This window comes from Tistrella arctica (assembly GCF_039630945.1).
Taxonomy (GTDB): Bacteria; Pseudomonadota; Alphaproteobacteria; order Tistrellales; family Tistrellaceae; genus Tistrella; species Tistrella bauzanensis.
In genome coordinates this window covers 85,204-111,337 of the sequence record NZ_JBBKTV010000007.1, presented here as the reverse complement: position 1 = coordinate 111,337, position 26,134 = coordinate 85,204, and the positions used below count along the sequence as shown (strand labels likewise).

The window sequence follows — 26,134 nt, the reverse complement described above, 5'->3', positions numbered from 1 at the left end:
TTCAGGTGGCTCTGACGGATCATTGTGGCCCGGAAAGATTTGTGGCCCGGAAAGATTTGTGGTCCAGAAGGGCTTGTGGTCCGGAACGGCGAAGGCGGCCGCCGCAGACGCGGGGCCGCCTTCCATTATGCTCTGCCGACTGTCGGTGCCGGGCCTGGGCGCCGCCGGTCAGGCCGCGGTATCGTGGCGGCTGCGGCGCGTGGCGTTCACCCCCGCCAGGAAGGCCAGGCCCTCGGCCGCGATGGCGTCACCGACGGTTGCCTCGCCTTCCGTCATCAGCGAGCCCAGATCGACCCATTGCGCATAAAGCGGCCGTGTCCGGTCGGTGATGATGCCGGCATGCAGCAGGGTCTTCACCAGAACCCGGAAGACATTGGTGCTCTCGCCCATCTCGGCGCGGCGCACGTCGGAGGTATAGCTCTCCTTCATCGCGTCGCGCACCCATTGCCAGTCCAGGCCCAGCGGCGCGTACAACGCCTGCTTCTGGCTGGGATGCAGCATGTTGAACATCAGGATCTGGAAGCACTGGGCGGCCCAATCCTCCACGCCGTTGCGGGCCTTCTCGTCCATCATCGGCAGGGCATCACGGCCCCACAGTTTGCCGGCGCGATGATGAAAGGCCTCGTCGGTCATGACCAACTGGGTCAGCCGGCGCAGAACCGGGTCATGGCTTTTGGCGTGCAGGCTGGCGAAAATGCCCATCGCCAGACCTTCCACCAGCAACTGCATGCCGACGATCTTGCGCGGCACATCGGTCTGGTCGACCAGATCCTTCAGCAGATTGCCCAGCACCTCCGATGCCGGCAGCGGTGTGCCCCAGCGCGTGGTGATATAGCAATTGAAGGCGGTCACGTGGCGCGCTTCCTCGCGGGCCTGATTGGCCGCATATTCAACCGTGCCCGGATCGTTCAGCACATGACACAGGCTGGCCGACAGGGCCAGCGCCCCCTGCTCGCCATGCAGCACGCTCGACAGCCACCAGCGGGCGCTTTCATTGGCGAACCAGATCCGCTGCGCCTCGGTCAGCCGGTCGGCCACGGAACTGTTCAGTTCAGGCACGATCTGGGCCGGCATCACAGTCTGCGTCGCCATATCGAACGGCTCGTCGTACCGGATATAGGCCGTATCCAGCGGATCCCAGAAATGGCGGTGGGTCTCGGCGATGATCTCGTCGAACAGATCCGTCCGCTCCGCATAGCGCGGCACCTGGATCTGGTCGAGGAAGCCCGCGGGGCCGACGGCGCGAAAGGCGCCGCTCCGGCTGACGCTGGTGGCTTCGGTCATGGTGTCATGCTCCCCATGGCAGGCGGTTCCGGACCGGAATGGCGACAGGCCTCGAACGACCGGCAGGGTCGCGCGGCTTATGGTTGAAGAATATTATCGCTATACGCGAATGACGTAAACGTCAACCGGATGGCTGCGGCCCCGCGCCGCACCGGTTCGGGGTGCCGCTATCGGGGCCGCAGCCTTCGGCATCGGACAGATCGGGCCGGATCAGAGGAATTTGCGGTTGGCCGCGTCCTCGGGAACCTTCAGACCCAGCACCTCCACCCGGGGGGTGATCTGCTTGATGAAACGCGCGCGCGCCTCTTCGTTGGTGTACTGGCGCAGGCCCCACTTCACATAGAGCGGCGAGCGCTTGCTTTCCGAACTGCCGAACAGGTCGAGCGTGATCGGCCAGGCCTTTTCCAGCATCTTCTGGGCATCGGCCAGGCCTTCCTCGGTCTGGCAGATCTCCCACACGATCCGATAGCCCTGGGCGACATGGTTGTGCTCGTCGATGATGACGCTGGTGCACATGTCGGCGATCGGCTTGTAGGAGCTCTTCGACATCTCGTGGATCTGCGCCAGCACCGCCGCCTCGCCGATGAACGAGAACATGCCGCGACCCAGCCAGTTCTCGATCCGGCGCACGCCTTCGGTGCGATAGAATTCGCGCTGGTCGATATGCTGCTGAAGCATATAGGCGGTGTCGATGCCGATCTCGTCCAGCACCAGCTTGCCGCGGATATAGTGGTCCATCTCTTCCGCCGCCCGCTCGCAGCACACCTTGCGCTCATAGGCATTGGGCGCCAGCGGATAGAAGATCTGGATATAGTCGTCGGCGCCGGTCAGCTCGCCCTCGGTATGGGCGCGCAACTGGTGAATGACCAGCTCCTGATACTCGTCGGGCATCGCGCGGAACGCGGTGGCGTCCGGAACGTTCAGCCGCTCCTGGGCGGCGGCGTGAGCGGTCTGTTCGGTCATGGCGGTCTTCCTCTCAAACGAGATGGTCGTGGAACGGGCGCGCAGGCACCCGCCTGGGTTCAGGCGGGTCTGGCGCCCCCGTCAGGGGAGACACCGGTCGGCCGCACCGTCGCCGCACCGGTATGAACGACGATGCCCGCGGCCGCGACACGCGGCCCGCCACGGGCATCGGAAATCTCGGCATGCACCATCACGACGCCCGCGCCGGCGCGGCCCTCGACCCGCGCCAGGGCGGTCACCCCGCGCGGCAGCACCGGCCCCAGCCAACGCTGATCCAGCGACACCAGCCGGGTCGGTCCGGCCTCGAAAGCGGCCGCGGCCGCGGCCCGCATGGCACGCTCCAGCAAGGCCTGCAGAATGCCGCCATTGATCAGGCCGCGCTCCGCGCCGCCCTTGTGGAAGGGCTCGATCCGGTCGATGACGGCGCGGGCACTGTCGGCCCCCGCCGCCTCGACGCGGATGGCGTTGTGGATCGAGACCGGCTCGGCCGACAGCCGGGCCGCGGCCTCGCGGATCCGCGGCATGCCGGCATCGGTCACGCGAATGCCCCCGCCTCGGCCTTGGCACTGGCGGCGCCCGCCGGCGACACCGGTACGGCCGCATGCAGCGGATTGGGCATGGTTTCGCCATAGCCCATCTCGGTGGTCACCTGCGACACCAGGCCATCGCCGATGACGTCGAGCACCGCATGGCGCTGGCCGGCGGGCTTGGTCCAGTGGAACGGCCCCCAGATGAACTGCTTCCAGTAGCTTTCGGCCATCTCGATCCAGGTTTCGAGCAACAGCTTGCTTTCAAGGAAGCGATCCATGCTGACCACCATCCACGAGATCACCGCCTGACTGTCGCGACAGCCATCGCAATGACCCGAGGTGCAGCAGAACTTCACCGTCTTCAGGTCGGCCGCCCAGGTGTTGAAGAACGGCAGCACCGGATTGCCGTTCACCAGCCGATCGGCATGGGTCTCGTGGTCCTGCGACAGCGACGGGCAGACGTCATAGCCGAAGCGGCCGAAATGGCTGCGGCCGGTGATCATGGTGCGGATGTAATAGGGTGTGCTGACAACGGTGTCGGGATACTTGGCCCGCACCCGCAACGCCTCTTCCAGCAGATCCGCCTGCCGCGCCAGTCCGGTCGGATCATCGGTGTCATAAGCGCTGTAGAAGTTGAAGTTCACCCGGTTGCCATTGTCGCGGATCCGGACCACCGTCTCCTCGATATGGTCGATGCCGTTCTCGGTGAGGGCATAGATGAAACCGGCACGCGGATCGTCGCGGTAATTGGCCAGAGCCGTGTCGAACAGGCCCTGAAAGGTCCGGCCGCTCGGCTTGATGCCGCGCAGCTCGTCATCCATCGGGCCGCCACCGAACAGGGTCAGCCCGACCGCGACATTCTCGAATCCCTCCATCGGCAGCCGGCGCAAGCCATTCGACGAGATGGTCACATGCGCCATGTGCTTGACGTAAAGCTTCAACCGGTCGGGAAACAGGGTCGGCTCACCGCCGATCACCAGGGCGGCATTGACCCGCCGTTCCTTGGTTTCCTTGATCAGAAAGGCTTCCAGCGCCTCAAGATCCTTGGCCTCACGGGTGGCGGTATCGTGGCCGTATTCGAAGAACCAGCAGCCCTTGCAGCGGATGTTGCAGGCGTTGGTCAGGTGATATTCGCTGACACGGATCTTGCGCGAGAAGCGCAGCACCGCTTGCAGCCGGTCACGCAATGTATCGTCGCCATCGAGAAGCGTCTCAAGGCGTTGCATGCGTTCGCGCGTGACACTGCGATTGTCGTCGGACTTCATCAGGCAGCCCCTGTCGTCATAAGATTGAATCGTCGGGGGTCGCGGAAACCGGCACGGGCCGCCTGGCCGACATAGGCCGGCCAAGTGGGGAGCGTCCACGCGACGCGTCCTACGCCGGCATGTCGTCCATCATCCGCTGTCGGTCTGTCGAGGGGGGCGTGCGCCGCAACCGGTGCGCCGCCCCCCTCAGCCGTTACTCGGCTGCCTCGGCATAACGGACCCAGTCCGCGTCGCCGTTCAGCATCGCCTCGACTTCCTGGTGGAACCAGGCAAGGGCCTGTTCATAGCGCCCGAAGACCAGATGATCATTGGCGCCTGAATTCAACCCGGCCTGGATCGCTTCCGACCGGTCGCTGTCTTCCTCGGTGACATCGAAGACGACATGCATGCTCTTCGACCAGATGTCCTCGGCGGTCTTGCTGTTCAGATACTTCGGTGGCACCAGCGTGTAGGCCGGCAGCTTGCAGTTGTCGATTCCGTCCGGCCAGGCCTGGAAGATCGCGCAGTGATCCGGCAGCACCGCCAGCATCAGGTTCGGGAAGATGGTGTACAGCACCGTGGAATGATCGCGCAGATTCCAGGTGGAGCGATCCTGATCGCGGATTTCCGGAATCGACCGCTTGGGCAGGACCACACGGGCATGCGGCGACAACCGGTCGAAGCCGGCGGTGTTGTCCATGAACACCGGCCAGATGGTTTTCGTATGGGTGCGGCGGGTGTGATAGTTTTCAAGGAACGTGTCCAGCGCCAGCTTCCAATTGGTCTTCTTCTCAAGCTGGGCCGGCCGCCAGACGACATAATCGGCGGTGCCGATATGTTCCAGCTCATGCGCCATCGGCCCAAGCCAGGCGTCGACATCCACCTTGGGCGCGGTCGGGTCCGCCTGCACAAACACGAAGCCGAAGCGCTCGGTGCAATGCAGTTGCTTCAGCCCCATCTCCTCGCGCTTCATGTTTGGGAAACCCTCGGCGGCGGGCACGCCCACCAGCTTGCCGTCGGTACCATAGGTCCAGGCATGATAGGGGCACACGAAGCTGCGCTTGTGGCTGCCGCATTCCTCCCACACCAGCTTGGTGCCGCGATGGCGGCAGACATTCAGGAAGGCATTGACATGGCCATCCTGGGTCCGGATCAGCAGAATCGGAATGCCGGTCACGTCCATGGTCTTGTAATCACCGGGCTTCGGCAGCTCGCTGCCATGGGCGACGATGATCGGGTTGCGCCGGAAGATGACCTCGACCTCGCGCTTGTAGCGCTCAGGGTCGGTATAGCGGCTGACCGGGTTGCGATATTCGGTCGGATCCATCTCGGTCGTCCGGCGGTCGATCATGTCGAACACTCGTTCGATCAGATGAACCTGTGTGGCGTGATCCATGGCGTCCTCACACATATGCTTATTGGGGCATTGGGCGCCGCGATGACCGCTGCCCACCATTCCTGATGCATCATTCGCCTGGAACGGGAGGATGGCGCGCCTTGAGAATCAAACTCTCCTTGAAATATACTTATGGTTGCGTCGCGCTGCAACGCAGGAATTAATATTTGCGCAGATAGAACGCGTATTGCGACAATTGGCTAAGATACGACAGAAGCGCTGCGAATCTCGTCCATTGACCCTGAGGCGGCTGCCTGGGCAGGGTTAACAGACACGCCAGAGTTGTGATCAAGAAAAAGCCCCGGCCCTGCGCGTCTGCGCAGGGCCGGGGCGGTGTGGCTCAATAATACCGGGACATCCATGGCAATCGGTCCCCGCAGGGTCGGATCGCCGGGTTGTCAGCCGCGCGGCTGCAGCACGGCACAGGTCGTGGTGGCGTGGGCATAGAGCGTGCCGTTCAGATCCTCCAGCCGGCCTTCGGCGGTGGCGATCATCCGGCCGGTGTGAATGGCCCGGCCGATCGCGCGCACCGGGCCGGCGCTCAACGGCAGCGCCTTGACCATGTTGACCTTCAATTCAACGGTCGTGGACCCCACACCCGCCGGCATCAGGCTGTGGATGGCGCAGGCGACAGCGGCATCCAGCAGGGTCGCCATATAGCCGCCATGGGCGACGCCCATCCCGTTCAGGACATGGGGGCCGGGTTCGGCCGCGATCTCGGCTTCGCCCCGCGTGATGCGGACCAGCCGGAAACCCAGGGTCTCGCCGATCGGCGACAGCGGGCCCGCCCGGTCGATATAGGCCTGCAACTGGGCCAGACCATCCAGTCCCGATGCCAGATCGGCCGCGCCTGCCGGCGCATCCGATGGCGGCAGCGGCGCTCTGGTATCCACCCCGCTCATGCCATCACCGTCCGCCGGCGCAGCATCCACATGCCGCGCATCGTGCAGATCGCCTCGTCCTTCTGGTTGAAGGTGGTATAGAGCAGTTTGACGATGCCGCGATCGGGTTTCGACCGGCTGGGGATCACCTCGGTCACCTCCAGCACCAGGCGCACGGTATCGCCGGGACGCATCGGCTTCAGCCAGCGGATCTCGTCCAGGCCGGGCGAGCCCATCGACGAACCGCTGACGATCCGGGCTTCCAGAACCAGCTTGAAGCCCAGCGACAGGGTATGAAAGCCGCTGGCGATGATGCCGCCATAGATGCTCGCCGCCGCCGCCTCGCGGTCGACATGAAAGGGCTGGTCGTCGAACTGCCGGGCGAAGGCGATCACCTCATCCTCGGTCACGTGGCGCGAGGGGGTGTTGAAGGTCTGGCCGGGGGCGAAATCCTCGAAATAAAGATCGGTCACGGGCAGGCCGCTGGCGGCGGATGCGGTTCCGGCTGGCACGGTGTCGGCAGGCATGGGCAAACCTTTTCCTGGGGCCTCTTCGTCGCGGACCCTTGAAACGAACGTTTGATCCGCGTGAGTATGCCCGTTTCCGAGCCCGACGTCAGCCCTCGCCGCCGGTCGCCGCCAGGAACTCGTCCTCGGTCCAGACCTCGATCCCCTTGTCGCGCGCCTTGGCAAGCTTCGATCCGGCGGCGGCCCCGGCCACCAGGATACCGGTTGCCGACGACACCGCACTGGCCACCGTCCCGCCATGCTGCTCAGCGCGGCGTTTGGCGGCATCGCGGGTCAGCTTCTCAAGCTTGCCGGTGAACACCAGGGTCTTGCCCGACAGAACCCCCGAAACCTGCGCCGGGATGTCGGCCGCCACCACCTCGATCTCGTCGATCAGCCGGTCCAGCACCGCGCGGTTATGGGCTTCCGCCATGAAATCGACCAGCGCCTCGGTCACCACCGGGCCGATGCCGGCGATGGCATCCAGATCGGCGCGTGCCGGGCTTTCAGGGTCGGCTGCCGCCTCAAGTCCCGCGCGCCAGTTCTGAACCGTGCCGTAATTGCGGGCCAGAAGCTTGGCCGTGTTCTGCCCGACATGGCGGATGCCCAATGCGAAGATCAGCCGGTCGAGCGGCAGTCGCCGCCGCTGTTCGATCGCCTGCAACAGGTTGTCGACCGATTTCTGTCCCCACCCGGCGCGGCTGGTCAGGTCGATCTCGCCTGTGGTCTGTCGCTGCGGCAGGGTGTAGATGTCCACCGGTCCGCGGATCAGGCCGTCCTCGAAAAACGCCTCGACCTCCTTGCGGCCCAGCCCCTCGATATCGGCGGCGTCACGCGACACAAAATGCTTCAACCGTTCAACCGCCTGGGCCGGGCAGATCAGCCCGCCGGTGCAGCGGCGGATGGCCTCGCCCGGCTCACGCACCGCATGCGATCCGCAGCGCGGGCAAACGGTCGGCGCCTCGAACGGCACCGCATCCGCCGGCCGTTCGGTCGTCACCACCTCCACCACCTGCGGGATCACGTCGCCGGCGCGCTGCACCACCACCAGATCGCCGATCCGGATGTCCTTGCGGGCGATCTCGTCCTCGTTGTGCAACGTGGCGCGGGCCACCACCACGCCGCCGACCGTGATCGGCTCAAGATGGGCAACCGGGGTCAGCGCGCCGGTGCGGCCGACCTGGATCTCGATGCCCAGCAGCCGGGTGCGGGCCTGTTCGGCCGGAAATTTATGGGCGATCGCCCAGCGCGGCGCCCGCGCGACCTGCCCCAGCAGGGTCTGCCAGTCCAGCCGGTTGATCTTGTAGACCACGCCGTCGATGTCGTAATCCAGGCCGTGACGGTCATTGCCGATCGCCCGATAGCGGGCGATCAGGTCATCGGCGCTGGTGCATAGCTGGCGCAAGGGATTGACCGTGAAGCCGAAGGCCGCCATCCGTTCCAGCGCGCCCCACTGGGTGTCGGCCAGCGGTGCCGACAGCTCGCCCCAGCCATAGGCGAAGAATTTCAGCGGCCGGCTGCGGGTGATCTCGGGGTCAAGCTGGCGCAGCGATCCGGCGGCGGCATTGCGCGGGTTGGCGAACAGCGCTTCTCCGGCCGCGGCGCGGCGTTCGTTCAGCGCGGCGAAATCCGCCTTGCCCATATAGACCTCGCCACGGATCTCGACCAGATCGGGGGCATCTTCGGGCAGGCGCTCGGGCACGCTGTCCAGGGTCAGCAGATTGCGGGTGATGTCCTCGCCCTCGGTGCCGTCGCCACGGGTGGCGGCCACCGTCAGGCGGCGGTTCTCGTATCGCAGGCTGGCCGACAGCCCGTCGATCTTGGCTTCGGCGACCACCTCGACCGGCGCATCCTCGGCCAGGTTCAGCCCCTTGCGGGCGCGGGCCAGGAACTCCACCACGTCGTCGTCGTCGAAGGCATTGGCCAAAGACAGCATCGGCCGGGCATGACGGACCTTGGCAAAGCCTTCGGCAGGTGCTGCGCCAACCATGCGGTTGGGGCTGTCCGGGGTTTGTAGTTCGGGATAAAGCGTCTCCAGCCGGGTCAGATCGGCGCGCAGCGCATCGTATTCCGCGTCGCTGATCTCCGGCTGCGCCTCCTTGTAATAGCGGGCGTCATGAAACCGGATCCGCTGGACCAGCGCCTTGTGCTGCGCGCGGGCCTCGTCGAATGTCGGCTGCGCTGAAGCGGCGATATCTGGGCGCTCGGTCATGGCCGGAAGGCTCCCTGAACAGACGGGACGACGAATTGGGCTGGGGCCGCGAGGTGTACGACGCCGACGGACGCGGATCAAGGCGGAACGCCCGCATGTGCCGCCACAGGGGGGGGGTCGGTCAGGCGACGTCGCGCGATGCCAGGCTCATCAGCCGATCGGCGGCGGCCCGGGCCTCGGCGGTCAATTCGGCGCCCGACAGCATCCGCGCCACCTCTTCGCGTCGCTCGGTCGCGTCCAGTGCCCGCACCTCGGTCAGCGTCTGGCCATCCTCCACGCGCTTGGCGACCCTCAGATGCAGGTCGCCGCGGGCCGCGACCTGCGGGTTGTGGGTCACCACCAGTACCTGTGCATGGCCGCCCAGCCGTTGCAACCGCTCGCCCACCGCATCGGCGACGGCACCGCCGATGCCGCTGTCGACCTCGTCGAACACCAGGGTGCCGGCGCTGGCGGTGCGTGCCAGCACCACCTTCAGGGCCAGCATCAGCCGCGACAACTCGCCACCCGAGGCCACACGGGCCAGCGGCCCGGCGGGAGCGCCGGGATTGGTGCGCACCATGAACTGGCAGCGTTCGGTGCCCTCGGGCCCCCAACTGCCCTCGGGCAAAGGGTCGAACGCGACCGCCAGTTCCACCCGGCCCATACGCAGCGGCACCAGTTCGGCGGAAATCGCCGTCACCAGGGCATCGGCCGCGCCGCGCCGCGCCGTCGACAGGGCGGCTGCCGCCGTCTTATAGGCGGCACGCGCGGCCGTGGCGACGGCGGCAAGTCTGGTGACACCGCCGGTGCCGCCATCGATCAGATCCAGCCGTTCGCGGAGGTGCCGCGACAATTCGGGCAGGTCTTCGGTCGTCACCTGATGGCGCCGCGCGGCCGCCCGCAGGGCATAGAGCCGGTCTTCCACCGCTTCCAGGCTGTCTTCGCCCAGATCCAGATCGGCCATCAGCCGCTCGATGGCCGCAACACCCTCGCCGATCTCGATCGAGGCCCGTTCCAGCCCGGCCCGCAACTGCGCCACCCGCGGCTCGGTATCGGCATCAGGCAGGCGCTGCAGGGCGCGGTCGGCATCCAGCAGCCGCATCTCCAGGCCGGGTTCGCCGTTCAAGGCATCGAGCGCCGCATTCAGCGCCGACACCACCCGGTCGGCATTCTGAAGCCGCTGGCGGCGGGCGACCAGATCGGCCTCCTCGCCCGGCTCAGGCTTCAGCTTCACCAGGTCGGCAAGGCTGGTGCGAAGATGATCCTCTTCACGGCGCACCGCCTCGGCCTCGGCCTCGGCGCGATCGCGGGCGGCATCGGCTGCCTGCATCTCGCGGAAGGCATGCGCGGTGGCCGCGCGCAAGGCATCGTGGCCGCCGAACTGGTCCAGCACATCGCGATGGGTGCGCGGATCCAGCAGGCCGTGCTGATCATGCTGGCCGTGGATCTCGACCAGATAATCGCCGATCTGCCGAAGCAGCGTGACACCCACCGCCCGATCATTGATCCAGGCGCGGCTGCGGCCATCGGCGGTGACCACACGGCGCAAGGTCAGCGATGCCTCGACGGGGATCGACTGTTCGTCGAGCACGGCCCAGACCGCATGGCCAGGGGCCAGCTCGAAGACGGCGGTAACCGATGCCTGCGTCGCGCCGGCGCGGACCAGCCCGCTGTCACCGCGCGCACCCAGCGCCAGGCCCAGCGCGTCGAGCAGAATGGATTTGCCGGCACCGGTTTCACCGGTCAGGACGGCGAGACCGGACCCCAGGTCGAGATCCAGCCGGTCGATCAGAACGACGTCGCGGATCGAGAGGCTTGCGAGCATCCGGCCTTCCGTGACGGTTGCGGGCGGGCCCAGGCGCGGTCAGTCGCGCGGGCCCTGCCCGACCCATTCGAGACGACGGATCAGAACACCGAGCTGAAGGCCCGGCTGATCCACGAACCCTTGTCTTCAATCGGGCGCAGGTCGCGACCGGTGAGCAGGGCATAGCTGTCCTCATACCACTCGCTGCCCGGATAGTTGTAACCCAGCACGGCGGCCGAGGTCTGGGCCTCCCGCTCGATGCCGAGCGAAAGATAGGCCTCGGTCAGCCGGTGCAGGGCTTCCGGCGCATGGGTGGTGGTCTGATAGCGTTCAACCACGGTGCGGAACCGGTTGATCGCCGCGATATACATGCCGCGCGTCAGATAATAGCGGCCGATCTGCATCTCCTTGCCCGCCAGATGGTCTCGGGCCAGATCGATCTTCAGGCGCGCATCGCGGGCATAGGCGCTGTCGGGGAAGCGGCGCACCACCTCCTCGAAGGCTTCCATCGCCTTGCGGGTCATGTCCTGATCGCGTCCGACATCCGAGATCCGCTCATAATTGCACAGGCCCACAAGGTAATAGGCATAGGCAACATTGGGATTACCGGGATGCAGGTCGATGAAACGTTGGGCCGCCGCGATCGCATCCTCGTATTCATTGGCCTGATAATACGAATACGCGGCCATAAGCTGCGCTTCCGTGGCCCAGGTCGAATAGGGATGCTGGCGTTCCACCTCGTCGAAACTGCGGGCGGCATCGCGATATTCGCCCTGGTCGAGCTGTCCCGCCGCCTCGTTATAGATCTGGTCGACCGGCCGTTCCACATAGACCGGCTCGTCGTTGTCGCTGGAGCACGCGGCGAGCACGGTCATGCCCGCCAGCAGGATGCCAGCCCGCGCGATCTTCCGGCCGCGGCCCGCCTGTGCCGCCATCCGCATCGCGATCGCCCGTTCCGTTGCGACTGCCTTCGCCATCCGCTCCCCGTCACGCTTACTCGGTGTCACGCACTCAAGCCCTGCCGGCCACTGCAGCCGGCCGGCGCCCCGCCCCCGAACCACCACAGACGACAGTCCCGGGTCGGGCGGCCGCTACTATATCACTCTTGTCCCGGACGAACAGAGCCGTGGCGCATCGATGCGCGCGTGCCCCGGCAATGCCACGGCCTCCCCCCCCGCCGCAGCATCCGGCCGGCGGCGACGACCAGCCGTGCGTCGTTCTGTTGCGCACGATGAGACCGGGATACCGATCATACCGATCACGCTGGAAACCGCTCACAGGGGGCTACCACCTCCGGGCCGTCTGCCTCCCGTCAGGCGGCAGGGCGCCATATCCGGATATGATTGGCGCGTCAGAAACGCACAGCGTTGGCTTAGACCGCGATGAGATGAACAGCGCATGCCGGACTGGCAGCACAGCGCACATAATCTATCGATCCCCGCATCCTCAGGGCGCAAGTCGCAGGCGAGACATGACCCAATTCTCACTTTGAAACAGCATTTCGATTGCAGCCGGACGGCGCTGAAACGGTCTGGTCCACAACCCTGACCATTTTCTGGAAGCAGCGACAGAGTTAATATTTTATTCATGATACGCCGTTACGCGTTCATGAGGCTGCCTGGTTTCAACCAATTCTTTGATGGCGGCTTTTATTGTCGATGCAGGCCGGAGAATATATTCATGCATTTCGCTGCAAGCTCCGGTTCGATGAATTTGAAGCGTGCGAAAGAATCCCTGAGCAACCGACGGTATTATGTGAAGAAGTCACTTTCTAGCACGAACATCTCTGGCGATTGTTTCCGTGCCCGTTATGTCTGTTCGGCGAACAAGAATGATTACTCGAAGTTCTGTTTGACAAACCTGTTCATGCGACCGCAAATATGAGCAACAAAAACATGCACAGAGACGCCTGCGCTATGGGGGAACTGGCAAGACGTGTCGATAATTTTGTCGGAGAGCGTATCCGTCTGAGGCGGACGCTGCTCGGCATGACACAGGAACATCTGGCGGCAGCGCTCGATATTTCGTACCAGCAGGTGCAGAAATACGAAACTGGCCTGAATCGGGTCAGTGCTGGCCGTCTTTATGAAATTGCAACCAAACTTGGGGTGCCAGTTGCTTTCTTCTTCGACGGCCTCGAAGAGATCGCGGACAGTATAGATCTGGATGCGCCTAAGGAACATGGCGGCAAGAACCGGTCGACGATCGAGCTTGTCCGTTACTTCACCGATATCACCGACCAGACCTTGCGGACGGCAATCATTCGCCTGATCAAGGCCTTGTCAGAAGGCGGACGTCGCGACGGGACACCGCTCGCGCCAGATCTGGACGTGGACAATCTGCTGGCCGACGACCGCGAGAGATCGTAGCCGTCGCCGGTGGCACGCCACGGCCCTGTCATGCCCACGCCTGCATGGCCGATCGAAGACCACTGAAAAGCCCGCGCCGTCCCAGGGAAACGGCGCGGGCTTTTTTGTGTCGGGTGAGGGTCCACCCTGCGATACGGCTGCAGCGACGTGGTCGCGGCGGTTCGCGGCTCAGGCCGCCGCAACCTGATGCAGTTGGCCGGCCTCTGCGACGCATTCGGTATAGCGCCACGCCGTCGGATCGGCGAACATCTTGTGCAACAGGGCGTTGTTCACCCCATGCCCCGGGGCCAGCCCCTCGAAGCGTGCCAGCAGCGGTGCACCGGCCAGATACAGATCGCCCACCGCATCCAGTGCCTTGTGGCGCACGAACTCGTCGGCATAGCGCAAGCCCTCAGGGTTCAGCACCGACCCGCCATCGACCACCACGGCATTGTCCAGCGACCCGCCGCGGCCCAGGCCCGCCGCCCGCATCTGCTCCACCTCATGAGCAAATCCGAAGGTGCGGGCCGCAGCCAGCTCGCTGGCAAAGCCGTTCGCGGTCAATTCAAGCTCGATCCGCTCACGGCCGATCACCGGGTTTTCGAAGTCGATCGTGACGTCCAGAATCCAGCGATCCGCGGGAACAAGCCGCACCAGCGATGCGCCCTGCTCCAGCTCGACCGGCTTCAGCACCTCGATGAAGCGGCGCGCCGCCGCCTGCTCGGTGACGCCCGCGCAGTCGATCAGGAACAGGAAGGGGCGCGAACTGCCATCCATCACCGGCACTTCCGGCCCGTCGATATCGACCAGCAGATTGTCGATCCCGGCCGCGGCCAGCGCCGCCATCAGATGTTCAACCGTCGACACGCTCGCCGCCGGCCGGTCACCCATAGCCGGAACGCCCAACATGCTGCACAGCCGGGTGTTGATGATGGTGTCATGCCGCGCCGGCACGATCACGCCCCCAAGATCGCTCCGGCGGAAGCGGATACCGCTGTCCACCGGCGCCGGGCGCAGGATCATCTCGACGGGCATGCCGCTATGCAGACCGATGCCGCTGCACCGCATCGGCACGGCCAGCGTCCGCTGACGGACAACGCCCAGGGGCGCGGCACGGCGGAAGAAATCGGCGCTGTCGTGGATGTCGTTGAGGTACACGGTCAAAGGCTCCGTTCACAAATGCGGCCGGTCAGCACGTCTGTTCGGCAATGGGTCGATCTGCGGTGCGACACCGTCGTCTTGCAGATCGTCGTGGTCTGCCGAAGCAGGCGGGCCATCTGTCGGCCAGCGTGGATCCATGTCGGGATCCGTCAGTGAACAGGTAGCAAGCCGCGCGTCAGCTCACAAATCACTCTTTGTTACCAATTGTAACAGCACCGCCGTCATCAGCCGTGACATCGCCGGGCAGGCATGACGGCCAGGGGGACCGCTCGCCCCGGTGGCGATTGGAAAAAACGCCGTTTCGAAAAAAGAAGACGCCGGCCCGTGCCGTCACGGCACGAGCCGGCGCCCGTCTGCGCGCTTCCGAGCGACCGGACGCGCAGGCTTGCAGCCCGGGGCACCACGGCTGCGCACCGCCTCCGCCCAAGATGGCAGAACGCGATCGTCGCGCGGATCCGTCGGTGCGGCCGGCTTCATCGGCAGACCTGGCCACCGCGGGCAGATCGCGGCAGACCGGGTCGTCTATGGCGGGGGCGCCATCCCCCAGGCCCCGGCAGGCATCCCCCACCAGGCCCCGACAGGCCGCAGAAGCGGCCGGCCGGCCCGGGGATGGCACCCGTCAGGTCACAGGGCTCAATTGGCCTGACGGCGCAGGAAGGCCGGGATCTCCAGCAGGTCGGTCTCCTCTTCGGCCGCGCGCGGGGCGGCAGAGCCTTCAACATGATCCAGCCGCGGCGTGCGACGGGGCTGTTCGTCCGCCGGGCGGGGCGGCACGTCGGCCTCGCGGCGATGGCCACCCGTCATCCGCTGCAGGAATGACAGCTTGCGGGGGGCCGCTTCGGTGGCCGGGCGGTCATCGACCACCGACCGGCTGGCCGGCTCGGTGACGCGGGCGGCGGCAGGCAGGTTCAGCGCGCCATCATGCGCCTCACCATGCGACTGGGCCGCATGGGCCGGACGCTCGGGCGCCCGCACCGGCTCCGGCGCAATGAAGCTGCCATCATCCACCTCGCCACGCGGCATCTGCGGCTGGCCGCCGCGGGCATCGCCACGGGTGGTGGTGATGACCGGCGCCTGGCTTTCCATCGCCGGGCGCTGACGGTTCATGCCGCCGCCGGCGGCCATCTGCGGCGCATGCTGCATGGCGGCCGCCTGCTGGGCATCGGCGCGGGCCTGGGCCTGCGCGGTCGCATTGGCCTGGGCCTGGCCACGGGCGGCGGCTTCGGCTTCCTGTTCGCGGCGGGCGCGCTGGCGGGCGACTTCCTCGGCATCGATGCCCGTTGCCACGACCGACACCCGAACCGTGCCTTCCAGGCTGGGATCGAAGGTCGAGCCGAAGATGATGTGGGCGTCGGGGTCGACTTCCTCGCGGATGCGGTTGGCGGCCTCGTCGACCTCGTACAGGGTCATGTCGCCGCCGCCGGTGATGTTGATCAGCACGCCGCGCGCGCCCTTCATCGACACGTCGTCGAGCAGCGGGTTGGAGATCGCTGCCTCGGCGGCCTCGATCGCACGGTTGTCGCCACCGGCCTCGCCGGTGCCCATCATCGCCTTGCCCATCTCGCTCATCACGGTCCGGATATCGGCGAAGTCCAGGTTGATCAGGCCGGGCATGACCATCAGATCGGTCACGCCGCGCACCCCGGCATACAGCACGTCGTCGGCCATCTTGAACGCATCGGCAAAGGTCGTGCGCTCATTGGCCACCCGGAACAGGTTCTGGTTCGGGATGACGATCAGGGTGTCGACATACTTCTGCAGCTCGTCGATGCCGGTCTCGGCCAGCCGCATGCGGCGGGTGCCCTCGAAGTGGAAGGGCTTGGTCACCACACCGACGGTCAGGATGCCCTTTTCGCGGGCGACCTGGGCGATCACCGGTGCCGCACCGGTGCCGGTGCCGCCACCCATGCCGGCGGTGACGAACACCATATGGCTGCCGTCGAGATATTCGGAAATCTCTTCCATCGTCTCCTGGGCGGCCGCGCGGCCGACCTCAGGGCGCGCGCCCGCACCCAGACCATGAGTGATCTGGTGGCCAAGCTGGATGCGCCGCTCCGACTGGCTCTGGCTCAAGGCCTGGGCGTCGGTGTTGCAGACGATGAATTCAACGCCCTCAAGCTGGGCGTTGATCATATTGTTGACCGCATTGCCGCCGGCGCCGCCGACACCGATCACGGTGATACGCGGGGTCAACTGCATGCTGTCGGGGATGCTGAGATTAAGGGACATTGTGTTGCCTCCTGGTCGCTCGGACTTTGCTCGATGGACCCTGCCGCAGATCGCCGTCGCAGGATCCCGGAAACTTTGGGACGCGGGTCAGACCGTCTGACCCCCGCCGGTCATCTAGAAGTTCGCCTTCAGCCAGCGTCCCAGCCGGCCAAGGGTGCCGCGGCCGGCATCGGGTCCGGCGTCACGCTCGCCCACCTCGCCCCAATCGGCCACCGCATGAGCGATCAACCCGGTCACCACCGAGAAGCCGGCGCCACCCGACTGCTCGATCTCGCCCGAGGCCGCGATCGGCCGGCCCAGCCGGACCTGACGACCCAGCACCCGGCCCGCCAGTTCACGCAGGCCCTGAAGCTGCGACGCGCCGCCGGTCAGCACCACGCGCTTGGCGCCGACATCGGCCAGGCCGCTTTTTTCAAGCTGCTCGCGGATCAGTTCAAGGGTCTCTTCGATCCGCGGCCGGACGATGTTGACCAACAGAGAGCGCGGCACGTTCTGCACGCCATCAGGCTCACCGACCCGTGGCAGTTCGATCAGTTCCCGCGCATCCGATGGCGTGGCGATCGCCGAGCCGTACAGCGTCTTCATCCGCTCGGCATGAACCAGCGGGGTTTCCAGCACCTGGGCGATATCGCGGGTGACATGCAGGCCGCCGATGCCGAAACCGTCGACATGGATGACGCTGCCGTTGAAGAACACGGCCATGGTGGTGCTGCCGCCGCCCATATCGACCACGGTGGTGCCCATGTTGCGCTCGTCATCCACCAGACAGGCCAGACCGGCGGCGAAGGGCGAGGCGACAACCGATTCGATTTCCAGGTGGCAGCGGGCGATGCACAGCTCAAGGTTGCGCCAGGGGCTCGACTGGGCGGTGATGACATGCATGCTGACGCCCAGCCGCTCGCCATACATGCCGCGCGGGTCCCGGATGCCGCCGGCCTCGTCGATGGAATGATCGACCGGCAGGGCATGGATGACCGCGCGCTCGTCGCCCGCGAACATGCGCCGCCCCTCGGTATAGATCCGTCGGATATCGGCATCGGCGACCGCGTGGCCGGCGATCTCGACCTCAAGATCGATCAGATGGCTTGCCATCACCGTCGACGGCAGGGCCACCACCACCCGCTCGATGGTCTCGCCCGACATCTGCTCGGCCGCATGCACGGCCGCCAGAATCGATGCCTCGGCCTGGACCATATCGACGATCAGCCCGGCACGCAGGCCGCGCGCCGCCTGATGTCCGATGCCGCGCACCCGCCAGCGGCCATGCCCGTCGCCTTCGGCGATGAAGCAGACCACCTTGGTGGTGCCGATGTCGAGTGCCGCAATCAGGCCGCCGCGCCCCTTCGCCATTCCTGGTCCCACCTTCCATCCATGATCCTGCGGGCCGTTTGCCGCCCTGTCGGGGATCTGCGCGTTATCGTTCGGGTCGTCTGGTGCGTGTCGTGCCGTATCGTGCGTCGTCAGGCGTCGAGGCCGGGGCCGGTGGCCGCCACCCCCGCCTTGGCCGGTGGTCGCTTGATCACCGGCTTCATCCGTTCGGCCAGGCTGGCCGCATCGGTCAGCCGCACCGCGAACTGGCCGGCGATCCTGAGGTCGACGGCGGTGATCGCCCGTTCCAGAATGCCGTGCTCCTTTTCAACCGCCGCCAGACGCTGCCAGGCAGCGGCCGCGCCGGTCGCCGGCAGGCGCACCACCACGCCGTCCTTCAGGTGCACATCCCACCGCCGCCCGCCGACCCGGACACCGGCCACGAACTGATCGGCCAGATCGGGCGCGGTTTCGATCAGATCCAGCAGCGGCGCCACCAGTTGCGGTGCATCATCGCCCACCACCACCGGCAGATAGGCGAAGCGGCCGACATCGACGCCCTCGATCAGCGCGCCCTTGCGGTCGACCAGAATATGGCCGTCGCCGACCTGCCAGAGCGCTGCGGCCTGGCGTTCGCGGATGCGCACGTAAAGCGTGTCAGGCCAGCGCCGCTCGATAGATGCGCGCTCCACCCAGGGCAATTGTTCAAGGCGCAGGCGCATCTGATCAAGATCGAGCGACAACATCGGCGCACCCTGGTCAACAGCCATTGCCCCGAGCACTTGTCCTGGCTTGGTCTCGTATCGTCCTTCGAGGTAGATTTCCTTCACTGCCAGACCGAGTGCCCCGGCCTGAACCACAGCGAAGGACCGCGCCCCATCCACAGCCGCCTGGGCAGTGCCCGACGACCACAGCCACCAGCCCGCACCGCCGATCACGGCGGTGACGGCCAGCCTGCGGCCCCAGGTGACCGCCGGACGCAACCATTTCGGTCGGCGGCGGCGGCGGCGCAGGGCTTCGGCCAGGATCGCCGCGTCGTCGGCGCCCTCGAAACCATGGCTGGTGACCCGCTTGACGCGGATGTCGTCGGTATTCAGGCGTCGCATGCGGCGTGCTCCACCATCCATCTGACCAGTTCACCAAAGCTGATTCCGGCGGCCATGGCCTGTTCCGGCACCAGCGACAGCGGCGTCATGCCCGGCTGAGTGTTCACTTCCAGCAGGATCAGCCCGTCCGTGCCGGGCAGGCTGTCGTCCCATCGCAGATCCGACCGGCTGACACCGCGGCAGCCCAGCGCATGGTGCGCCGCCACCGCGATCTCCATCGCGCGGCTGGCCACGGCCTCGGGCACCGGCGCCGGAACCAGATGAACGGCGCGGCCATCGGTATATTTCGCCTCATAGTCATAGAAGCTCTGCTGCGGCCGGATCTCGGTGATGCCCAGCGGCCGGCCGTCCATCACCCCGATCGTCAATTCGTGGCCCGGGATGTAACGCTCGACCAGCACCATCGGCCCGTGGGTCCAACTGCGGTTGCCAAGCGGGGTCTCGCTGTCGTCGCGCACGATGCGGACGCCGACGCTCGATCCCTCCTGCGCCGGCTTCACCACGTAAGGCACCGGCATCGGATGGTCGCTGCCAAGCTCGTCGATCATCATCACCCGGCCGTCGGCGACCGGCAGGCCGGCCGCGGCGAACAGGCGCTTGGCCACGGGCTTGTCCATCGCGATCGCCGATGCCAGCACGCCCGAATGGGTATAGGGCAGGCGCATCAGGTTCATCACACCCTGCACGCAGCCATCCTCGCCGAACCGGCCATGCAGCGCATTGAACACCACATCCGGCCGGATCTCGGCCAGACGCGCGCCCAGATCGGCGCCGGCATCGATCTCGGTCACGACATAGCCCTCGCCGCGCAGGGCGTCGGCACAGGCACGGCCACTGCTCAGCGAAACCTCGCGTTCCGCCGACATGCCGCCCATCAGTACCGCCACATGCAGGGTCATGACCCGCTCCCGTCTTCGCTGTTCTGACCGGCCGCGTCACCCGGCCGGCCGATCCGCCGGATTTCCCAGCCAAGCTCGATGCCGGTCAGCGCCCGCACCCGCGCCCGCACCTCTTCACCCAGCGCCTCGATCTCGGCGGCGGTCGCACCGCCGGTGTTGATCAGGAAGTTGCAGTGCCGCTCCGAGACCTGGGCCGCGCCCAGGCTCAGCCCCCGGCATCCGGCCCGGTCGATCAACTCCCAGGCCCTGGCGCCTTCGGGGTTCTTGAAGGTGCTGCCGCCGGTCCGCGAGCGGACGGGCTGGCTGTCTTCCCGCGCGGCCCGGATCTCGTCCATCCGTGCCCGGATGCGCGCGGCATCGCCAGTCACCCCCCGCAGCCGTGCCGCGGTGAAGATCCAGTCGGACGGTGCTGCCGTGCGGCGATAGCTCAGGCCCAGATCGGCCGCCGCCACCTCATGCACCCGCCCCTGACGGTCGACCGCCGTCGCCGACACCAGGATGTCGGCGATCTCGGCGCCATAGGCACCGGCATTCATCCGCAGGGCGCCGCCGATCGTGCCCGGAATACCCGACAGGAATTCCAGCCCCGACAGGCCTGCGCGCTGGGCGATCTCGGCCACGTTGACATCCAGCGCACCGGCACCGGCCACGATCTCGGTCCCGTCGACCTCCATCTCGACGAAGCCGCGGCCAAGCCGGATCACCACGCCGTCGACCCCGCCATCGCGCACCAGCAGGTTCGACCCCACCCCGATCACGGTCACCGGCACATCCGCCGGCAGACCGGCCAGGAACCCGGCCAGATCCTGGGTGCCTGCCGGCTTGAACAGCACCTCGGCCGGGCCGCCGACCTGAAACCAGGTCACGCGGTCGAGCATGGCCCCGAACGTCACCCGCCCGCGTGCCGCCGGCAGCCGGGCGGCAATTGCCGGCAGGGCGGCGGCGCCGTCCCGATCACCGGCGATGCGCATCCGACGCTCGTGCATATGGGCGGGATATCCGGTCACGCAGATGCCCCCTTCCGTTCGGCGGCAGCCTCGCCGGCCGCCACCGCCGCCATCTCGCGGGGCAGCTTCTCGGCCCACACCGTGATATTGCCGGCGCCCAGGCAGACCACCATGTCGCCCGGCTTCACCATCGCCACCACCACCCCGGCCAGCGCCTCAGGCCCGGTCAGCGGCACGACATGGCGATGGCCGCGCGCGCGCAGGCCTTCCACCAGCGCGTCCTTGTCGATGCCCTCGATCGGGGTTTCGCCCGCGGCATAGACATCGGCCACCACCACGGTGTCGGCATCGTTGAAGCAGGTGCAGAATTCCTCGAACAGGCTCATCAGCCGGCTGTAGCGATGCGGCTGCACCACCGCCACCACCCGCCGGTCGCCGGCCACACCCCGCGCCGCCCGCAGCACCGCCGCGATCTCGACCGGATGATGGCCGTAATCGTCGATCACCCGCACGCCATTGGTCTCGCCGGTGACGGTGAAGCGCCGCTTGACCCCGGCGAAACCCGCCAGAGCACCACGCACCGCATCGTCACCGATCCCCAACTCGTCGGCGACGGCGATCGCCGACAGGGCATTCTGCACATTGTGGGGCCCGTGCATCGCCAGATGGATATCGGGGATGCGGCGTTCGTCGCCGGTCTGGCGATCGCGGATCACCACCGTGAAGCGGGCGCCGTCGATGTCGTGGCGCACATCGATCGCGCGGACATCGGCCTGCGGATTGAAGCCATAGGTCACGATCCGCCGGTCTTGAACCTGACCGATCAGGGCCTGGACCTCGGCATGGTCGCTGCACAGCACCGCCAGGCCATAGAACGGGATGTTCTCGACGAAGGTCCGGAACGCCTCGCGTACCGCGGCGAAACTGCCGTAATGGTCCAGATGCTCGGGGTCGATATTGGTGACGATGGCGATGGTCGCCGGCAGCTTCAGGAAGGTGCCGTCGCTCTCGTCGGCCTCGACCACCATCCATTCGCCCTCACCCGGGCGGGCATTGGTGCCATAGGCGTTGATGATGCCGCCATTGATCACGGTCGGATCGATACCGCCGGCATCCAGCACCGCCGCCACCAGCGATGTGGTGGTGGTCTTGCCATGGGTGCCACCCACCGCAACCGCCGATTTCAGGCGCATCAACTCGGCCAGCATTTCCGCGCGCCGCACCACCGGCAGAAAACGCCGGCGCGCTTCCACCAGTTCCGGATTGTCCTGGCGGATCGCCGACGACACCACCACCACACTCGCGGTCTCGACATTCGATGCCGCATGGCCGATCGCGACCGGCACGCCCCGCGCGCGCAGGCGGCGGACATTCGCGTTCTCGGCGATGTCGCTGCCCTGCACGTCATAGCCCAGACCCTGAAGGATCTCGGCGATGCCCGACATGCCGATCCCGCCGATGCCGACGAAATGCAGCGTGCCGATGGTGAGCGGAATGCGCCTCATGCGATCTCCTCGCGCCCCGGCAGGCGCCGTTCGTGGTGCTCCGGGGACTTGTTGACGGACAGGGTGGCGGTGCTTTCGGCCGGACGATCCGCGCCAAGCGGCCGGCCCGCCGCCAGGGCCTCGACCAGATCGGCCAGCCGGGCGGCGGCATCGGTTCGCGCGACGCCCCGTGCCGCCAGCGCCATCCGGCCAAGCCGCGCCGGATCATCGGCCAGAGCCGCGATCTCGGCGGCCAGCCGCTCAGGGCTCGCCTCGGCCTGTGCCAGGGCCACGGCAGCACCGGCATCGACCAGGGCACGGGCATTGGCGGTCTGGTGATCGTCGATCGCCCCCGGCAGCGGCACCAGCAGCGACGGCCGCCCGGCAGCCGACAGTTCGGCCACGGTGGATGCGCCCGACCGCGCCACCACCAGATGCGCCGCCGCCAGCCGGTCGGGCATGTCGGTGAAGAACGACGCCAGATCGACCGCGGCAAAACCCTGGCCGTCCAGCGCCGCGCGGGCCGCCGTCATGTCTTCGGGCCGAACCTGCATCACCAGATGCATCCGCGCCTTCAGCGCCGCCGGCAGCATCGCCGCCGCCTGCGGCAGCACCGTGCCCAGGAACCGGGCGCCCTGGCTGCCACCGGTCGACAGCAGAACGAACGGCCCGGTCACCGCCGGCGCCACGAAACCGGCCTCGCCGATCTGGGCGATCTCGGCCCGCACCGGATTGCCGGTGATCCGCACCCGGCCGGCGGCACCGGCCGGCACCGCGCGGGTATCGGCAACCGTCAGTGCCAGCAGTCGCGCCCGCCGGCCCAGCAGCCGGTTCGCACGGCCCAGCACCGCGTTCTGTTCGTGGATGGCGACCGGCAGCTTCAGCAGCATCGCGGCCAGGGTCGCCGGCAGCGCCGCATAAGACCCGAAGCCGATCACGGCGGCCGGCGCCAGCCGGCGCAGCAGGCCCCGCGCCCGCGCCACGCCGCGCAGCAGGTCGACGGCACCCCGCACCCGCCGCGCCAGACCCATCCCCGACACGCCGCCGGCCGGCAGCGCATGAACGGTCACGCCCTCGGGCATGCGGACATGGGCGACGCCACGGGCGTCGGTGGCGAAATCGACCGTCCAGCCGCGCCGGATCAACTCGGCCGCCAGCGCCCGCGCCGGGAACACATGGCCGCCGGTGCCACCGGTGGTGACGACGATGCGGCCGCGCGCCGAGCGATCGGATGGGGTGGGATGCCGGCCGGTCATCGCCCGCTCCCTTCCATATAGCGCCGGCGGGTCAGCGCCAGCATCATGCCCAGACCGCAGGCGGTGGCGACCAGCGACGAGCCGCCATAGGAAATCAGCGGCAGGGTCATGCCGGTGGTCGGCATCAGATGCACCGCCACACCCATATTGATGAATGCCTGAAGCCCGAAGCTGCCGAGCAGCCCCGATACCGCCAGCACCACGAACAGATCGCGTTCCTGCATCATCCGCATATAGCCGCGGATGATGATGCCGGCGAAGGCCGAAATCATCAGCAGGCAGGCCAGCACGCCGAATTCCTCGGCGGTCACCGAGAAGATGAAATCGGTATGGGCATCGGGCAGCACCGCCTTGACCAGCCCCTCGCCCGGACCGCGGCCGATCAACCCGCCATTCTGGATCGCCGACAACGAGGTGGTGATCTGATAGCTGTCGCCGGTCGATGGATCGAGGAAGCGGTCGATACGGCTGGCGACGTGATCGAGCATCAGATAGCCGCCGGCGAGCCCGGCCACGGCCCCGCCCAGGACGATCGCGACCAGCAGCCAGGGCAACCCGGCCACGAAGACCTGCACCGCCCAGGTGCCGGCCACCAGCATGGTCATGCCGAAATCGGGCTGCATCACGATCAGGCCGATGACGCCCAGCAGCGCCACCACGGTCAGGGCATAGCCCATCAGGTTGCGCCGGATGCGGGCATCGGCCAGCGCCCAGGCCACCACGATGCAGAAGAACGGCCGGATGAATTCGGACGGCTGCAAGGCGATGGGCCCGGCGCCGATCCACTGACGCGCGCCTTTGATCTCGGTACCGGCGATCGGCACCAGCGCCAGCAGCACGAAGAACAGCCCGAAGCCCATCGCCCCCACCGATCGCACCTGTTCGGGCGTCAGCAGCGACAGCCCGACCATGGCGATGATCGCCGGGATCACGAAGATCGCCTGACGGAAGACGAAATGATAGGTCGGCGCGCCGATCCGGTTGGCCACCGCCGGCGATGCCGACATGGTCAGCACGATGCCGGCCAGGATCAGCAGCAGGATCAGCAGCAGCGTGACCCGGTCGACCGTCCACCACCAGCGGGCGACGAGGCTGGTATCGGTGCGGGCGAATGCAATCATGACCGTCCCTCCAGCCGTGCCGCGACCAGCGCCCGGAAGGCGTCGCCGCGATGTTCGAAGCTTTTGTACTGGTCGAACGAGGCGCAGGCCGGCGACAGCAGCACCGCCACCCCTTGCGCGCCCTCGGCCGTATCGCCCGCGGCATCGGCCGCCGCCAGCGCCTGATCCAGCGCCACGTCCAGCGTGCCCGCGATCGTCCACGGCACGTCGCCGCCAAGCGTCGCGGCGAAGCCTTCGGCGGCATCACCGATCAGCCAGGCATGGGCGATGCGGTCGAACCACGGCTTCAGCATCGCGATGCCGCCGGCCTTGGGCACGCCGCCCGCGATCCAGTAGATCCGCTCGAAGGTCTCCAGCGCCGGGCGGACCGCCTCGGCATTGGTGGCCTTGCTGTCGTTCACGATCACGCAGCCGCCCAGCCGCCCCACGGTCTCAAGGCGATGTGGCAGGCCCGGATAGCTGCGGATACCGGCCACGATATCGTCGGATGCCAGCCCCAGCGCCCGCGCCGCGGCATAGGCCGCCGCCGCGTTCTGGCCGTTATGGCGGCCACGCAGCGTATCGATGCCGTCAAGCGACATCACCGGCCGGGCCAGGCCGTTCAGGTCGTCGATCAACTGGCCCGCCTCGTCCAGCCAGACACCGCCGGCAACCGGCCGGGTGGCGGCGATCGGAATCGCCCGCAGCCGGCCTTCGGCGGCCAGCGCATCGAACACCTCGATCGACGGGCCGTCATCGCAACCGATGATCGCGACGGCACCGGCCGGCTGATGATCGAACAACCGGCGCTTGGCGGCGACATAGCCCGCGAAATCGCCATGCCGGTCGATATGGTCGGGGCTGAGATTGAGCAGCACGCCCACCGCCGGCGCGAATGTCCGGGTCAGATCCAGTTGATAGGACGACAGCTCCAGAACATACAGGCCTCCCGCACCCAGCGCCGGCAGATCCAGCGGCGCCACGCCCAGATTACCGCCCACAGCCACCTGCGCCGGCGCGCCCGCAACCGGCGTGCCGGCCAGCCGGCTCACCACATGGCCCAGCAATGCGGTGGTGGTCGACTTGCCATTGGTGCCGGTGATCGCCGCATAGCGGGCGGCGCCGCAGGCGCCAAACAGCAGGTCGACATCGCCGGTGATCGCCACCCCGGCGGCCCGGGCATGGCGCACCGCCGCATGCGGGCGCGGGAAATGCAACGGCAGGCCGGGGGCCACCACCAGCAGCGCCACGCCCGACCAGTCGATGGCATCGGGTGCCGCGATCGCGGCACCGGCGGCGGCACCGGCCACACGCGCCGCCTCGGCATCGTCCCAGGCCACGACCTCGGCCCCGCCGGCGCGGAGGGCGCGGATGGTCGCCAGCCCCGACCGCGCCAGCCCGGCCACGACCACGCGCGCCCCCGCCACACCCGGGACGACCGGTGTGGCGGGGGCTGCTGCCTCATGGATGGCTGGACGGATGTCGGTGGCGGTCATC

General features: G+C 67.2%; 21 protein-coding genes. 1 reads left to right on the top strand and 20 read right to left on the bottom strand.

Annotation, left to right across the window (positions count from 1 at the left end):
* Positions 1-168: 168 nt before the first annotated feature.
* The 10 genes from WG924_RS16750 to WG924_RS16705 form a co-directional block, all read right to left on the bottom strand.
* Positions 169-1,284, bottom strand: coding sequence for a ferritin-like domain-containing protein (locus tag WG924_RS16750; protein WP_345934243.1), 1,116 nt, complete (start codon positions 1,282-1,284; stop codon positions 169-171).
* A 210-nt stretch (positions 1,285-1,494) separates the two neighbouring features.
* A complete protein-coding gene (locus WG924_RS16745; protein ID WP_345934242.1) occupies positions 1,495-2,247 on the bottom strand; it encodes a Phenylacetic acid catabolic protein in 753 nt (250 codons plus the stop codon).
* A gap of 59 nt (positions 2,248-2,306) precedes the next feature.
* Positions 2,307-2,786, bottom strand: a complete 480-nt coding sequence (locus WG924_RS16740; RefSeq protein WP_345934241.1) for a hypothetical protein — start codon at positions 2,784-2,786, stop codon at positions 2,307-2,309.
* Entirely contained in the window at positions 2,783-4,042 is a 1,260-nt protein-coding gene (locus WG924_RS16735; protein WP_345934240.1) for a radical SAM protein, read from the bottom strand. The genes WG924_RS16740 and WG924_RS16735 overlap by 4 nt, the downstream gene beginning before the upstream one ends.
* 193 nt (positions 4,043-4,235) lie before the next feature.
* A complete protein-coding gene (locus WG924_RS16730; RefSeq protein ID WP_345934239.1) occupies positions 4,236-5,417 on the bottom strand; it encodes an aromatic ring-hydroxylating oxygenase subunit alpha in 1,182 nt (393 codons plus the stop codon).
* A gap of 398 nt (positions 5,418-5,815) precedes the next feature.
* On the bottom strand, positions 5,816-6,319 hold the full coding sequence (locus WG924_RS16725) for a PaaI family thioesterase (protein ID WP_345934238.1): 504 nt from the start codon (positions 6,317-6,319) through the stop codon (positions 5,816-5,818).
* Positions 6,316-6,825 carry a MaoC family dehydratase gene (locus WG924_RS16720; protein ID WP_345934237.1) on the bottom strand — a complete coding sequence of 170 codons (510 nt, stop codon included), beginning with the start codon at positions 6,823-6,825 and terminating at the stop codon, positions 6,316-6,318. Before WG924_RS16720 ends, WG924_RS16725 begins: the two co-directional genes overlap by 4 nt.
* Positions 6,826-6,913: 88 nt before the next feature.
* Positions 6,914-9,016 carry an NAD-dependent DNA ligase LigA gene (gene ligA, locus WG924_RS16715; protein WP_345934236.1) on the bottom strand — a complete coding sequence of 701 codons (2,103 nt, stop codon included), beginning with the start codon at positions 9,014-9,016 and terminating at the stop codon, positions 6,914-6,916.
* Positions 9,017-9,137: 121 nt separating this feature from the next.
* On the bottom strand, positions 9,138-10,820 hold the full coding sequence (gene recN, locus WG924_RS16710; protein WP_345934234.1) for a DNA repair protein RecN: 1,683 nt from the start codon (positions 10,818-10,820) through the stop codon (positions 9,138-9,140).
* A gap of 80 nt (positions 10,821-10,900) precedes the next feature.
* Positions 10,901-11,776, bottom strand: coding sequence for an outer membrane protein assembly factor BamD (locus WG924_RS16705; protein ID WP_345934233.1), 876 nt, complete (start codon positions 11,774-11,776; stop codon positions 10,901-10,903).
* Positions 11,777-12,679: 903 nt separating this feature from the next.
* Here WG924_RS16705 and WG924_RS16700 point away from each other — a divergent pair.
* Complete coding sequence (locus WG924_RS16700; RefSeq protein ID WP_345934232.1) at positions 12,680-13,168, top strand: helix-turn-helix domain-containing protein; 489 nt, start codon at positions 12,680-12,682, stop codon at positions 13,166-13,168.
* A gap of 168 nt (positions 13,169-13,336) precedes the next feature.
* Here the strand turns inward: WG924_RS16700 and lpxC are convergent, their stop codons facing one another.
* The 10 genes from lpxC to murD all read right to left on the bottom strand — a co-directional run bounded on the left by lpxC (position 13,337) and on the right by murD (position 26,133).
* Positions 13,337-14,305 carry a UDP-3-O-acyl-N-acetylglucosamine deacetylase gene (gene lpxC, locus WG924_RS16695; RefSeq protein ID WP_345934231.1) on the bottom strand — a complete coding sequence of 323 codons (969 nt, stop codon included), beginning with the start codon at positions 14,303-14,305 and terminating at the stop codon, positions 13,337-13,339.
* A gap of 636 nt (positions 14,306-14,941) precedes the next feature.
* On the bottom strand, positions 14,942-16,537 hold the full coding sequence (ftsZ, locus tag WG924_RS16690) for a cell division protein FtsZ (protein WP_345934230.1): 1,596 nt from the start codon (positions 16,535-16,537) through the stop codon (positions 14,942-14,944).
* A 114-nt stretch (positions 16,538-16,651) separates the two neighbouring features.
* Positions 16,652-17,887: a cell division protein FtsA gene (gene ftsA / locus WG924_RS16685; RefSeq protein ID WP_345934229.1), complete on the bottom strand. Its 1,236-nt coding sequence runs from the start codon at positions 17,885-17,887 to the stop codon at positions 16,652-16,654.
* 110 nt (positions 17,888-17,997) lie between these two features.
* Positions 17,998-18,951 carry a cell division protein FtsQ/DivIB gene (locus tag WG924_RS16680; protein ID WP_345934227.1) on the bottom strand — a complete coding sequence of 318 codons (954 nt, stop codon included), beginning with the start codon at positions 18,949-18,951 and terminating at the stop codon, positions 17,998-18,000.
* Positions 18,939-19,850: a D-alanine--D-alanine ligase gene (locus WG924_RS16675; protein ID WP_345934226.1), complete on the bottom strand. Its 912-nt coding sequence runs from the start codon at positions 19,848-19,850 to the stop codon at positions 18,939-18,941. The genes WG924_RS16680 and WG924_RS16675 overlap by 13 nt, the downstream gene beginning before the upstream one ends.
* Complete coding sequence (murB, locus tag WG924_RS16670; protein ID WP_345934543.1) at positions 19,847-20,821, bottom strand: UDP-N-acetylmuramate dehydrogenase; 975 nt, start codon at positions 20,819-20,821, stop codon at positions 19,847-19,849. Before murB ends, WG924_RS16675 begins: the two co-directional genes overlap by 4 nt.
* Positions 20,822-20,853: 32 nt before the next feature.
* On the bottom strand, positions 20,854-22,302 hold the full coding sequence (gene murC, locus WG924_RS16665; protein ID WP_345934225.1) for a UDP-N-acetylmuramate--L-alanine ligase: 1,449 nt from the start codon (positions 22,300-22,302) through the stop codon (positions 20,854-20,856).
* Positions 22,299-23,537 (bottom strand): undecaprenyldiphospho-muramoylpentapeptide beta-N-acetylglucosaminyltransferase, encoded by a 1,239-nt coding sequence (gene murG, locus WG924_RS16660; RefSeq protein WP_345934224.1) that lies wholly within the window; start codon positions 23,535-23,537, stop codon positions 22,299-22,301. Before murG ends, murC begins: the two co-directional genes overlap by 4 nt.
* A complete protein-coding gene (locus tag WG924_RS16655) occupies positions 23,534-24,658 on the bottom strand; it encodes an FtsW/RodA/SpoVE family cell cycle protein (protein WP_345934223.1) in 1,125 nt (374 codons plus the stop codon). Before WG924_RS16655 ends, murG begins: the two co-directional genes overlap by 4 nt.
* Entirely contained in the window at positions 24,655-26,133 is a 1,479-nt protein-coding gene (murD, locus tag WG924_RS16650) for a UDP-N-acetylmuramoyl-L-alanine--D-glutamate ligase (protein WP_345934222.1), read from the bottom strand. Before murD ends, WG924_RS16655 begins: the two co-directional genes overlap by 4 nt.
* Position 26,134: the final 1 nt, after the last annotated feature.

Coding starts and splice junctions, on each gene's coding strand:
- WG924_RS16750 (WP_345934243.1), bottom strand. CDS start 1,284: ATGACCGAAGCCACCAGCGTCAGCCGGAGCGGCGCCTTTCGCGCCGTC.
- WG924_RS16745 (WP_345934242.1), bottom strand. CDS start 2,247: ATGACCGAACAGACCGCTCACGCCGCCGCCCAGGAGCGGCTGAACGTT.
- WG924_RS16735 (WP_345934240.1), bottom strand. CDS start 4,042: ATGAAGTCCGACGACAATCGCAGTGTCACGCGCGAACGCATGCAACGC.
- WG924_RS16730 (WP_345934239.1), bottom strand. CDS start 5,417: ATGGATCACGCCACACAGGTTCATCTGATCGAACGAGTGTTCGACATG.
- WG924_RS16725 (WP_345934238.1), bottom strand. CDS start 6,319: ATGAGCGGGGTGGATACCAGAGCGCCGCTGCCGCCATCGGATGCGCCG.
- WG924_RS16720 (WP_345934237.1), bottom strand. CDS start 6,825: ATGCCTGCCGACACCGTGCCAGCCGGAACCGCATCCGCCGCCAGCGGC.
- ligA (WP_345934236.1), bottom strand. CDS start 9,016: ATGACCGAGCGCCCAGATATCGCCGCTTCAGCGCAGCCGACATTCGAC.
- recN (WP_345934234.1), bottom strand. CDS start 10,820: ATGCTCGCAAGCCTCTCGATCCGCGACGTCGTTCTGATCGACCGGCTG.
- WG924_RS16705 (WP_345934233.1), bottom strand. CDS start 11,776: ATGGCGAAGGCAGTCGCAACGGAACGGGCGATCGCGATGCGGATGGCG.
- WG924_RS16700 (WP_345934232.1), top strand. CDS start 12,680: ATGAGCAACAAAAACATGCACAGAGACGCCTGCGCTATGGGGGAACTG.
- ftsZ (WP_345934230.1), bottom strand. CDS start 16,537: ATGTCCCTTAATCTCAGCATCCCCGACAGCATGCAGTTGACCCCGCGT.
- ftsA (WP_345934229.1), bottom strand. CDS start 17,887: ATGGCGAAGGGGCGCGGCGGCCTGATTGCGGCACTCGACATCGGCACC.
- WG924_RS16680 (WP_345934227.1), bottom strand. CDS start 18,951: ATGCGACGCCTGAATACCGACGACATCCGCGTCAAGCGGGTCACCAGC.
- WG924_RS16675 (WP_345934226.1), bottom strand. CDS start 19,850: ATGACCCTGCATGTGGCGGTACTGATGGGCGGCATGTCGGCGGAACGC.
- murB (WP_345934543.1), bottom strand. CDS start 20,821: ATGCGCATCGCCGGTGATCGGGACGGCGCCGCCGCCCTGCCGGCAATT.
- murC (WP_345934225.1), bottom strand. CDS start 22,302: ATGAGGCGCATTCCGCTCACCATCGGCACGCTGCATTTCGTCGGCATC.
- murG (WP_345934224.1), bottom strand. CDS start 23,537: ATGACCGGCCGGCATCCCACCCCATCCGATCGCTCGGCGCGCGGCCGC.
- WG924_RS16655 (WP_345934223.1), bottom strand. CDS start 24,658: ATGATTGCATTCGCCCGCACCGATACCAGCCTCGTCGCCCGCTGGTGG.
- murD (WP_345934222.1), bottom strand. CDS start 26,133: ATGACCGCCACCGACATCCGTCCAGCCATCCATGAGGCAGCAGCCCCC.